9 protein-coding genes are annotated in these 11,587 nt (G+C 58.4%); 2 read left to right on the forward strand and 7 right to left on the reverse strand.

The annotated features are described in order from the left end of the window. Positions 1-7: 7 nt before the first annotated feature. Positions 8-2,326: a TonB-dependent receptor gene (locus tag VL547_RS13455; RefSeq protein WP_325578587.1), complete on the reverse strand. Its 2,319-nt coding sequence runs from the start codon at positions 2,324-2,326 to the stop codon at positions 8-10. A gap of 102 nt (positions 2,327-2,428) precedes the next feature. After that, entirely contained in the window at positions 2,429-2,797 is a 369-nt protein-coding gene (locus tag VL547_RS13460; RefSeq protein ID WP_325578589.1) for a hypothetical protein, read from the reverse strand. Between the two features lie 52 nt (positions 2,798-2,849). On the opposite strand from VL547_RS13460, the gene VL547_RS13465 reads away from it, so the two are divergent. After that, entirely contained in the window at positions 2,850-4,523 is a 1,674-nt protein-coding gene (locus tag VL547_RS13465; protein ID WP_325578591.1) for a M28 family metallopeptidase, read from the forward strand. Between the two features lie 6 nt (positions 4,524-4,529). Here the strand turns inward: VL547_RS13465 and VL547_RS13470 are convergent, their stop codons facing one another. The 5 genes from VL547_RS13470 to VL547_RS13490 form a co-directional block, all read right to left on the reverse strand. Beyond that, positions 4,530-6,467 (reverse strand): M1 family metallopeptidase, encoded by a 1,938-nt coding sequence (locus VL547_RS13470; protein ID WP_325578593.1) that lies wholly within the window; start codon positions 6,465-6,467, stop codon positions 4,530-4,532. Positions 6,468-6,544: 77 nt separating this feature from the next. Beyond that, entirely contained in the window at positions 6,545-7,483 is a 939-nt protein-coding gene (locus tag VL547_RS13475) for a transglutaminase family protein (protein WP_325578595.1), read from the reverse strand. A 3-nt stretch (positions 7,484-7,486) separates the two neighbouring features. Next, a complete protein-coding gene (locus tag VL547_RS13480) occupies positions 7,487-8,428 on the reverse strand; it encodes an alpha-E domain-containing protein (RefSeq protein WP_325578597.1) in 942 nt (313 codons plus the stop codon). Between the two features lie 34 nt (positions 8,429-8,462). Then, positions 8,463-9,908: a circularly permuted type 2 ATP-grasp protein gene (locus tag VL547_RS13485; protein WP_325578599.1), complete on the reverse strand. Its 1,446-nt coding sequence runs from the start codon at positions 9,906-9,908 to the stop codon at positions 8,463-8,465. 52 nt (positions 9,909-9,960) lie between these two features. Continuing rightward, positions 9,961-10,497, reverse strand: a complete 537-nt coding sequence (locus VL547_RS13490; protein WP_325578601.1) for a GNAT family N-acetyltransferase — start codon at positions 10,495-10,497, stop codon at positions 9,961-9,963. A gap of 38 nt (positions 10,498-10,535) precedes the next feature. Between VL547_RS13490 and VL547_RS13495 the strand changes: the two genes are divergently transcribed. After that, positions 10,536-11,435, forward strand: coding sequence for an SMP-30/gluconolactonase/LRE family protein (locus VL547_RS13495; RefSeq protein ID WP_325578603.1), 900 nt, complete (start codon positions 10,536-10,538; stop codon positions 11,433-11,435). Positions 11,436-11,587: the final 152 nt, after the last annotated feature.

Consider the following 11,587-nt stretch of genomic DNA (forward strand, 5'->3'; position numbering starts at 1 on the left):
GGGTATTTTATTTTCCAAAGTGATAACTCAGACCGAACGTCACCGCCCTGGGGTCGCCGAGCTGATAGGTATACGAGGCCTTGCCGCCGGAGACGGACACCTGGGAAATGGTGGAATAGTATTCGTCGAATACATTCAGCGCGTTCACCCAGAGCTCGACATGGCTGATCGCGTAACCTGCGCGGAGGTTGGCCACGTTGAACCCGCCGTAAGCATACTGCTGGAGGTTATCCATATAGTATTTCCCCACGCGTTGCCATTCCGCGGAGATACGGAAACCCTTCAGGTAATGGGGCTTGTAAGTGACCTGGGCGCTGCCGAAGAAATGCGGCGCGTCGGCCATTTCCCTGCCGCTGTAGTCCACCCCGGAGGAGACGTAGTCGACGAAGGTATGTTTGGCATTCGAGCCCGATAAACGGATCAGCCAGTCGTCGCAGGGACGATACGTCAACCCGTACTCCAGCCCGCGGTGCCGGGTCCGGCCGGCGTTTTCCGACTGGGAAATGCCGTTAGGCAGCTTTACGTTGATGATCTCGTCGGCGCCGTTCATGAGGTAGGCGCTCCAGTCGATGTACAAGCGGTTCTTTACCAGCGACAGCCAGCCCCCGATCTCGTAGCTGTGGAACGTCTGTGGTTGCAGATAGGTACTGTTGCTCGTCTTTCCGAATACGTCCGTGATTTGCGGCGGCACATAGCCCTCGCTGTAGTTCCCATAGAACCCGATTCCTTTTACGTTATAGGTGAACCCGATCTTTGGCGCCACTTTCCCGTAGTTGGTGACCGTCGACGGCCCGCCGGTGACCTTGGAGCCCTGGAGGTAGTTGATAAAGTCGTATTGGAAGGCGTCGTACCTGAGGGCGGCGACTATCCTCAGACCGCGCGCCGGGCTGAATTCGTAGTCCGCATAACTCCCGAAGTCCGTCACCAGCGTCTTAAAGTTGGCGATCACCGAATCGGGGTCTGAGTAGCCAACATAGTTTGTCAACCCCTGGTCGTTTTTTTGCTTTTTTACCCAGATAAAGCTCTCGTTGAACGTCTGTGGGTTCAGTTCGGTGCTGAGGCCCACCACCAGTTTGCTGTCCAGGAATTTGAACCGTTGGATGTGCTGTACCGTAAGTCCGTATGACTTGAAGGCGTTGTCGTTGATGTTCCCGATGGCCGTGTCCGCGCTAATGGCGCCGTTCCCGGAGGTATAGCTGCCGATCTGGTAACTGGGGTTCTGGATGACCGAGTTGTTGCGGTACATGAACGTCGCCGTCGTCGTGCTGTGGTCGTTCCAGCTATGGCTTATGGTAGACCGACCCCGGAAAGCATATACTTTCCTGTAGGTGAAAAAGGTCTGGGCGGAATAATTCTTTGTCGCGAAGTGCGTGCTGTCCAGCGAACCGTACATATCGCTGAAATAGTCCACGTAGGTGACGCTGCTGGTCCAGGTCGTGCGGTCATCGATGTGATAGTCGAGCCGGTAGGTCGACGCCGACTTGTGGAAGTCGCTGTACTGGATAGGACCATCGTGCTGCTCCGCGTAATACCCGCTGGCGATGAAGCCAACCTTTCCGATGGTCGTACCTACCTGGGCGTCCACGCGGCGATACCCCTGGTTATTGGCCTGTACGCCTATCGTCCCGTCGGTATAGGCCGGGGGCGCCTGGGTAATCAGGTTGACGACGCCGCCGATAGCCTCGGCCCCGTAAAGCGAAGACGCGGGCCCCTTGATCACCTCGATGCTTTTGGCGGCCGCCATATTCATTTCGATCAGCGCGTTGTGGTTGAAGACCGCGGACGTGCGGATGGGCACGCCGTCCTCGAGGTAGAGGAAGAGGTTGTTCGTGCTCATGGGCTGGCGGATCGACATCTCGTGCTGCTCGTTGCCGAGGTTGATCATATTGACGCCACTGACCTGGTTGAGCAGGAAATCCAGCCGCTGCGCCTTCGTGTCCTGGATGGCCTGTTTGCCTATCTGCGCGATGGCGATGGGCGACTCGATGCGCTTTTGCAGCGTCCGGTTCCCGGACACGACGACGTCCTGGAGGCGATTCTCGTTGGGGATCAGTTGGATGTCCATGGCGCGGCCGGTCGCCCTTACGGTTTGCGGCCGGTGACCCGTGGCCGTGACGACCAGCTCGGACGCGGCGTCCGCGCTGAGCGCAAAGACGCCCGAGGCGTCCGTCGTTACGCCTTCCGTCGTGCCCTTCACCATTACTGAAGCGCCCTCGACGGGCTCCTTCGTTACGGCGTCGACGATTTTACCCGTGACGGTGTGGGTTTGCGCGTGGAGGGGTAAATATATAAGTAGCAGTAGTATCGAAGAATACAATGTTTTCATATCAAAGTATGTACACGCAAGCGCACTGGCTGGCGCCAGCGCCGCGCGTCGTTGGGAATGCAGATGGGCACGCTCGTGCCTGTGGAAGGTGGGAAGCTTCGCCTACGCCGGCGGATGGAAGATTCCGGTGGCCTGGTCGATGGGTGCGCCGTCGTCAAAGGGATGGAAGACCGCTTTTGTCACGGCGAAAACGGGTGTAAAATGCGCCCGCGAGGTCTCCTGGAAAAAGAGCACCTCCTTATTGTTGGTTTCCCGTTCGGGATTATTCTTGTCTTGTTTGTCCTGGTTGGCCAACCGCTTCCGGAGGAGACACCGGCCGCAGCAGTGCATCATCGGCTTGTCGCGGTTTTCACAAAGGTTCCTGGCGATATAATCCTGGTTGGCGTAGAAGTCGACGACAATGACCGCCCTGCTGAAGGTCGAGGCCGCAAAGGCCAGCAGCAAAAAGAAGGCAGTACATTTTTGCAGCATCTATGCTGAATTTTCGCAAAGGTAAGTAGATTAGTGCTCCATAACCATCGACATGACACTGAAATTTTCATTTCCCGTAAATGCCTTGCTCTCAGGAGCCTTGCTGTTGGCGTCCTGCCACCAGGCCGACACCGCCTTCGACGCGCAGGCCGGCCTGGACTCGTTCAACAAGGACAGCCTCGCCCGGCACATACAAGTCCTGGCCTCCGACTCCCTGAAGGGTCGCAAGCCATTCTCGGCCGCCGAACCCAAGGTCCTCGACTACATCAGCAGCAACTTCCAGCGCCTCGGTCTCGAGCCCGGCAACGGCAGCAGCTATCTCCAGGACGTGCCGCTGGTGGAGATTACGCCCATGGGCGACCCCACGATGACCGTACGCTCCTCGAAAACGTCCTTCGACCTGCACAACATCGACGACTACGTTTTCGCCACGCAAAACACGGACTCCCTGATCAGTCTTTACAATACCCCCGTGGTCTTCGCCGGTTTTGGCATCGTCGCCCCGGAGTACGGCTGGAACGACTACGCCGGCCTGGACGTCAAGGGCAAAACCGTGCTCGTCATGGTCAACGACCCCGGCTTCTATGACAGCACGCTGTTCAAGGGTCACCGGATGACCTATTACGGCCGCTGGACATACAAGTATGAGGAGGCGGCCCGCCAGGGCGCCAAGGCATGTATCATCATCCACAATACCGCCGCAGCTTCGTATCCCTTCCATGTCGTACAAAACAGCCGGGGTTCCTCCAATCTGTATCTCGACGAGCGCGGCAGCCAAACCTACCATTGCGCCATCGACGGCTGGGTGACCGGCCCTTCCGCCGCCAAGATGCTGGCCGCCGCCGGACAGGACTCGACCTTGCTTGAAAAAGCCCACCATAAAGGATTTAAGGGCATGCCCCTGGACCTGAATCTCACCACCCGCATCCACGTCAGGTCGGTGTACAATACCTCCAAGAACGTCATCGCCAAAATCACGGGGACAAAACACCCGGACGAATACATCATCTATACCGCCCACTGGGACCACCTCGGCGTCGGTAAACCCGACGAAAAAGGCGACTCGATCTATAACGGCGCCCTCGACAACGCCAGCGGCACCGCGGCCCTCATCGAAATGGCCCGCGCCTTCAAGGGCCTCAATACGCCCCCGGAAAGGACCATCGTCTTCCTGTCCGTGACCGCCGAGGAGCAGGGCCTGCTGGGTTCGGCATACTATGCCCGGCACCCCGTCTATCCCCTCAGCAAAACGATCGCCAACCTGAACATGGATGTGATCAGCCCCAACGGCAAGACCCACGACGTCACGATTACCGGCGCCGGCCAGTCCGACCTGGAAGACCTGCTCGCCGAGGAAGCCAAACGCCAGGGACGCTCTATCGCCCCCGAAAAGAACCCCGAAGCCGGCGGCTACTTCCGCTCCGACCACTTCAACTTCGCCAAGGCCGGCGTCCCCGCCCTCGACGCTTCCCCCGGTGACGACCTCGTCAACGGCGGCACCGCCGAAGGCCACCGGCTCGACAGCCTCTACACCGCCAACCACTACCACCAACCCTCCGACGAGTACGACCCCTCCTGGACCTTCGAAGGCGGGCTCGAGCACGTGGAGCTCCTCTTCCAGATCGGGAAGCGGCTGGCCTATTCTTCGGTCTGGCCCCGATGGAAAGAGGGCTCCGAGTTCAAGGCGGTAAGGGAGAAAAGCCTGGATACGACGGCTACAAAGTAGACCTGATCAGGGTAGTTTAACCGTATTGTTGGAACGGTTGGCGTCCGGGAGACCGGCATCCGGATCGATCGTGACTGAAGAGACCTTTGCGGTCGTTGGAATCACCACCGTAACGCGATCCTGCTGGAGCCAGGTTTCCACAAAAAAATTGATGCGCGCCTTCAACCCATCCACACACGTCGCTTCGAGCACGGAAGGGAACGCCATACGATCCAGGTTGGACACGACGACGGAGACGCCCCCGTCGACGGCATGGGCGTCGGAGACGGCCAGGTCCAGCGTCCAGTTGTGGTAGAACCATTCCCGCCAGAACCAGGCCAGGTCCTCGCCGGAGGCATTCTCCATCGAGCGGAAGAAGTCGGATGGCTGCGGGTGTTTGTAGGCCCAATGCCGGATGTAGCTCCGGAACGCGTAGTCGAAGCGGTCGTGCCCGAGGATTTGCTCCCGCAGCAGGACCAGCCCGAAGGCGGGTTTGAAGTAGGTGAGGGGATGGCGGTACTTTTCAGGGATGGCGTCGGCCGGCGTAAGGATCACCGGCGCGGAAGCATCCTTTAGAAAAGGTACTATCTCATCGGCGGGGTTACCGCCACCCTCGGCGTATTCGGCGTCGCGTTTTGGGGCGTATTCGCCCTTGTTGAAGTTGTCGGAGGCGTAGACGTCGATAAAGGTATTAAAGCCTTCGTCCATCCAGCCAAAACGGCGCTCGTCACTGCCGACGATCATCGGGAACCAGTTGTGGCCGATTTCGTGGGCCGTGACCCAGTAGAGCTCCTTGCCCTTGTCGGTGATACCGTCAAAAACGATCCCCGGGTATTCCATGCCCCCGGCGATACCGGCTTCATTGACGGCCACCGGGTAGGGATAGACGAACCACTTTTCGGAGAAGTACTCCATGGAGCGCTTCAGGTACTCGGTAGCCCGTCCCCAGGCGCCTTCGCCCGCGCTTTCCACAGGATAGACCGACATCGCCATGCTGTGCTTGCCCTCGGGGAGATTGACCGCGGCGGCGTCCCAAATGTAAGCGCGGGACGCGCCAAAGGCCACGTCGCGGGTGTTGGTCATCTTGAATTTCCAGGTCAGCGTGCCGCTATGCACCGGCCGGGAAGAAGGGTCCCCGATTTCGGCGGCGGAGCGGATCATGACGGTCTGGTCGCTGTGTCGGGCCTTTTCCCAGCGCGCGACCTGCGCGGGCGTCAGGACCTCGGCCGGGTTCTGCAGCGCACCGGAACCGGCTACGATCATGTCCCAGGGAACGGTCACGCTGTAGTCGATGTCGCCATATTCCAGGTAGAATTCCCCGCTACCCAGGAACGGGAGGTTGTTCCAGCCCCGTGAATCGTCGTAGACGCTCATGCGGGGATACCACTGGGCAATCTCGAAGATCGTCCCGTTGCGGGTCGCCACATAGTCGGTGCGTCCTCCAAAAGCGCCGGGGATCGTATAAGTGTAACGGATGTGGATGGATACCTTGCCTTTTGACGCGAGCGGTTTATGCAGGCGGATTTGCATCCGGGTGTCCGTGATGATATAGTCGGCTTTTGTGCTTGTTGTGCCGTCTTGCAGCGTTACCGCTTCAAAAGAATATCCCGTCGTATGGTCAGCGGGCGACGGATGCGCCGCCGTCGCGAAGTTCGAGCGCGCGTCCGGTTTGTAGGTATTTTGCTCTACCTGTAGCCATAGACAGTCGAGGGCGTCCGGACTGTTGTTGGTATACTCGATGGTTTCGACGCCCGTGAGGGTCCTGGCCAGCGTGTCGATCGTCGCCTGCAGGTGGTAGTCCGCCCGGTTCTGCCAGTAGGCGGGACCGGGGGCGCCGTTAGCGCTGTGTTCGGCGTTACCGCGTTCGGTGTAGAACCGGGGTCCGAATAGGTCCGAGGGTTTATACTGGGCAGCCGCCTGCAACGTGGCCGAGGCGGCAAAGACAGCGAGGAGGATTTTTCTCATGCCGTCAAAAATAACGCAAAAGCGCGCACACCGCCGGCCGTTCCTCCAAAAGACGCCGCCGATCGCGCCACCGCACGTTATTGCTGCTGCCCCGCAAACGTCCCCTCGAGAATTCCTTCCGGCGGCTCCGCGGTAACTGGCTGGTGGATGTTGTTGACCTCTTCGAAAACCTTACCGTCTTCATACCCTATGGAGACCATTACGGACAACGTCTGTCGCGCGGGTCCCTTGAAGGCCCCGCGGACGGGGCTGCAGTCGTTGAAGTTGCGGCCGACCGACAGCATGACGTGTTTGTTCGTCACCCATACGTTGTTGGTGGGATCGATCCCGGCCCAGCCATAGCCGGGTATCCAGGCCTCCACCCAGGCGTGCGTGGCGCCCTCGCCGCGCATGCCGTTCTTGTTGGGGCAGATGTAGCCGCTTACATACCGGCAGGGGATATGGGCGTTGCGGAGGATCTGGAGCATGAGGTGGGCGAAGTCCTGGCAGACGCCCGCGCCCTTTTGCAGGATTTCATCCACGGTGGTCTCCACGTCGGTGATGCCCTTGATGTATTTGAAGTTCTTGAAGATGTATTCGCTGCACGCTTCGACCATCGCGGCCACGCTCCGTCCGGGAAGGAGCGTTCCGGTAATGGAGGCGATCTGTGTTTCGGAGCCGATGGCGTCCGCGTGCGCCAGCTCGAGCAACAACAGTTGATCCGCCATCTCCTGCTCCAGTTGCTCGAAGGTCGAGTGAAAATTGATGGTGATTTGCGAAGGGGCGGTCGTACGCACCAGGAGGCGGCTTTCGATGGCCAGTACCTGGTGGGGCGGCAGGACGTTGAACACGCCCGTTTTGTTCCCCCAATAGTCGGTGAACACGTGTACTTCCGGGTGCGTGGTGATCACCAGGTCGTGCTGCAGCACCTCCTGCGTGGGGCAGGGGTAGGGATATATCCTTATCTCGTTTAAGCTTTCCCTGACTGGCCTGTCGTAGTCGTAGCGGGTAACGTGCACTATCCTGAATGTTGGCATGGCTTAGCTATAAGAGAAAAAATGCTGACTCAATCGTTTACTGAATTGCAGGAGGTCCTGTCGCAATTCGGCAAAGAACTCCTGCAAAGTACGGCCATTTATATTTTCCAGGTCCATATACCGCACCCGCGCGTGGATGCGTCCGAAGTGCCTGACCAGGGCCTCGCTGTCGGCGGAGCGGTTTTCCTTTACCACGTTGCGGAGGTGCCGTTCCAGCCGGGTCAGCGAATACAGCAACGAGTGCGGGAAGTGCTCGTTGAACAACACCTGGTGGAGTACGTTGAGCGTATAGTGCGGGCTGCGGTAGGTCTTCAGGTAGAGCTCATACCCGGACAACGACAACAGCAGGTAGCGCCACTGGACGATGTCCCGGGTATCGCTCAGGTCGTATTGGATCAGCTCGAATTGTTTGTTGGTCAGGGCCAGCGCTTCCAGGCTGCGTTCCAGGTACTTGCCCAGGTTCATGAAGCTCCAGCCGACGCCGCGGGGCATGGTGATATCCGTGATGCCGGTGTACAACACGCAATGCCGCGAGAATTGTTCCATGACGTTCAGTGCGCCATAGCTCGACAGCTGGTCTTCGAACCCCCTCCCTTCGGCCAGGTGGTAGATGGAGTTGACCGCCTCCCATACCTCTTTGGTGATGTGATCCTGGACGCCCCTGGCGTTTTCCCTGGCCCGGGAGACGATCACCCGGAGCGAATTGGTGTTTGTCGTATCGGTCAGGATCTTTTTGAGGACGGCTTCGGTGTCGTTACCGAGGGTTGCCGCCTCCTGTGGCGTCGCCCTGGTAAAGAGTTCCAGCATCGGTTGCCAGGTCATCGTCCCGTTTACGTCCTTGTCCATGGAGAGGGTGTAATGCGTCGCTGCTACGCGGAGGAGGCCGTCAGCCCTTTCCATATAGCGGTTCAACCAGAATAATGCGTCTGCGATTCTACTGAGCATGCGTTCGAATGATTTACGCGCCGCGCGGCGCGGCTTAGTCTATTACCCATGTGTCCTTGCTTCCCCCGCCTTGCGAGCTGTTCACCACCAGCGACCCTTCCTTGAGGGCCACCCGTGTAAGCCCCCCGGGCACGATCTTCACCCCCTGCGGCCCATACAATGCGTACGGTCGGAGGTCCACATGCCGGGGCCGGAAGGCGCCGTCGATAAAACAGGGCACCGTCGACAGCGGTATGATGGGTTGCGCGATAAAATTCCGGAAGTCCTTTTCGATGCTCAACCGGGCTTTGTCCCACTCGGCCCCGGTGACCGTGTTGCCCATGATCATCCCGTACCCACCCGACTGGTTGGTGCGTTTGATCACCATGTTCCGGATGTTGTCAAAGACATAGGCCCGGGCCTCCGGGTCACTAAGCTGGTAGGTGGGGACATTCGGAAGGATCGGCTCCTCGTTCAGGTAGTATTTGATCATGTCGGGAACGTAGGCATACACCGCTTTGTCGTCGGCCACGCCGTTGCCGAGCGCATTGACGATGGCGACGTTCCCCTTGCGGTAGGCGCTCATCAAGCCGGGTACGCCGAGCGCGCTGTCCGGCCGGAAAACCAGCGGATCCAGGAATTCGTCGTCGATCCGCCGGTAGATGACGTGGACGCGCTCCAGGCCGTTGGTCGTTTTCATATATACCTTGTGGTTGTCCACCGTGAGGTCGCGCCCTTCCACCAGCGAGATACCCATCTGCCGGGCCAGGAAGGTATGTTCATAATACGCGGAGTTGAATACGCCGGGCGTAAGCAGGACCACGGTCGGGTCCGACACCTGGCTGGGGGCCAGCTGCAGGAGGATTTCGTGGAGCAGCAACGGATAGTTGCTCACCCGCCTCACCTGGCTGTCGCTGAGGAGGTGGGGAAAAATGCGTTTTGTCACCTCCCGGTTCTCCAGCATATAACTGACGCCGGAAGGCGTGCGCAGGTTGTCTTCGAGCACGTAAAAACGACCGTCTTTCCCCCGTATGAGGTCGATCCCGGATATATGGATATAGATATCGTGGGGCACGCTGATCCCAAAGGCCTCCCGGGTGTAGTGCGGACACGAGGCGATGAGCGCCGCGGGGATAACCCGGTCGTGGATGATCTGCTGGTTGCTGTAGATGTCTTTGAGGAAAAGATTGAGGGCTTTCAGCCGTTGTTGTATACCCTGTTCGATCAGGTCCCATTCCCTGCCGGGGATGATACGCGGTATGACGTCGAAGGGGAAGATGCGTTCGATACCCTGGTCGTCGCTATAGACCGTAAAGGTGATCCCCTGATTCATAAAGAGCTCCGCCGCCATCCGGTCCTTTTGCAGGAGCGAGCTCACCTCCAGCTGACCGAGAGAATGAAACACCCTTTTGTAGTGGTCGCGGATGGCACCGACACCGCACATTTCATCCCAGATCCCTTCCGGACAGTGGTATTCTTGAAGCAAGTTGTCCAATCTCATACGTTTCAGCGGTCAATTTCATATGAATTTAATGAAAATAACTACTAAAAATTCATATGTCCTTCTTCATCAATATATCCCGCTGCGGATCTTTACCTAGTTTAAAAATGTGGTCCCCGAACGCCAGGAAGCCATTCCGCTCATAAAACCGGATAGCATGCGGGTTATGTTCCCAGACGCCCAGCCAAATGGTACCGAATCCGTTTTCTTTCGCGTACGCGATGTTGTGCCGCATCATGGCAGTGCCGGCCTTTTTGTCCTGGTGTCCTTTGTCGACATAGATGCGTTCGATCTCCAGCGCGTTTAGCCCCGCCAGTTCGGGCGGCTCATGCCCCACGCGGACTTTTGAGAACCCGATGGGTTCGGTGTTGTGATATATTATAAAGAAAACGGCGCCCGCCTCTTCCATCTCCCGCTCCAGCACCTCGTCCCGGAACTGCTCATCGAGGAACATGGTCATGTTCTCTTCGGTATTGAAGTCGCGGAAGGCCTCGTAAAAAGTCCGCCGGCCCATCGCTACGAGCAGGGGGATATCGCCGGTGCCGGCTTCTCGTATCCGTAGGGGAATATCGTTGTACTCAATTGACAAAATATGACGACCTTGGGAAGTAAATATAAAAACACCGCATGTACCGGACAATAGTTTTTGCAGGAATGGCTTTGTTGATGGGCGCTTGCAGTTCCATCCCTCTTGTGCAGAAGAATGCGCGGGAAGCCCACCTTTTCGAGTCGAAGGATTTTACGGCCGCGGTGTTTACCAACAACATCGAAGGACCTGCGGTGTACCACGACAGCCTGTTCGTGGTGAACCTGGACCAGGACGGGACCATCGCCTACGTGGACACCGGCGGCAAGGCGCAGGTCTACCTCACCCTGCCCCAGGGCAGCACGGGTAACGCCATCCGGTTCGACCCCAAGGGGAATATGTACATAGCCGATTTCACCGGGCACAACGTGCTGATGGTGGACCGTAGCAAAAAGGTCAGCGTGCTCTGCCATAACCCCCAGTTCAACCAACCCAACGACCTCTGCCGCAGCCATTACGGCTACATCATCGCGTCCGATCCGAACTGGAAGGATACCACCGGCCAGCTATGGCGGGTCGAGCCGGACGGCAAGTTCTACCTGCTAGCCCAGAACATGGGCACCACCAACGGCGTATGCCTGAGCCCCGACGAAAAGACGCTCTACGTCAACGAAAGCGTCCAGAAAAAGGTGTGGGCCTACGACATCGATACGATGGGCAACATCAACAACAAACGCCTCTTCACCTCCTTCACCGACTACGGCCTCGACGGCATGCATTGCGACAAAAAGGGCAACCTCTACGTCTGCCGCCATGGCAAGGGCATGATCGCCATTTTCAACCCCGAAGGCGAGCTCATCCGCGAGGTGCCGCTGAACGGCAAGTTGTGCAGCAATTTGATTTTCGGCGGCCGCGACGGCAAGACCGTCTACGTCACCCTCCAGGACCGCCATAACATGGAGCGCTTCCGCACGGACACGCCGGGGGCCGAGTGGCCGTAGCGCCTTCGCTTCGTCACCTCGTCACCGCGCCGTCCGTCCGCATCGCCGCATCTTACAGCGCCTTTATGCCATTGCCAACGCGCCTAGGCGCCCGGAGCGGCGCGGGATTCCTCTTTTTTCCCGTTTTTGCCAAATGTTTGGCAAAAACGGGA

The organism is Dinghuibacter sp. (assembly GCF_035492835.1).
Lineage (GTDB): Bacteria > Bacteroidota > Bacteroidia > Chitinophagales > Chitinophagaceae > Dinghuibacter.

Excerpts from the sequence above, each read along its gene's own strand:
- VL547_RS13460 (WP_325578589.1), bottom strand. The coding sequence starts at position 2,797 with ATGCTGCAAAAATGTACTGCCTTCTTTTTGCTGCTGGCCTTTGCGGCC.
- VL547_RS13475 (WP_325578595.1), bottom strand. The coding sequence starts at position 7,483 with ATGCCAACATTCAGGATAGTGCACGTTACCCGCTACGACTACGACAGG.
- VL547_RS13465 (WP_325578591.1), top strand. The coding sequence starts at position 2,850 with ATGACACTGAAATTTTCATTTCCCGTAAATGCCTTGCTCTCAGGAGCC.
- VL547_RS13470 (WP_325578593.1), bottom strand. The coding sequence starts at position 6,467 with ATGAGAAAAATCCTCCTCGCTGTCTTTGCCGCCTCGGCCACGTTGCAG.
- VL547_RS13495 (WP_325578603.1), top strand. The coding sequence starts at position 10,536 with ATGTACCGGACAATAGTTTTTGCAGGAATGGCTTTGTTGATGGGCGCT.
- VL547_RS13455 (WP_325578587.1), bottom strand. The coding sequence starts at position 2,326 with ATGAAAACATTGTATTCTTCGATACTACTGCTACTTATATATTTACCC.
- VL547_RS13480 (WP_325578597.1), bottom strand. The coding sequence starts at position 8,428 with ATGCTCAGTAGAATCGCAGACGCATTATTCTGGTTGAACCGCTATATG.
- VL547_RS13485 (WP_325578599.1), bottom strand. The coding sequence starts at position 9,908 with ATGAGATTGGACAACTTGCTTCAAGAATACCACTGTCCGGAAGGGATC.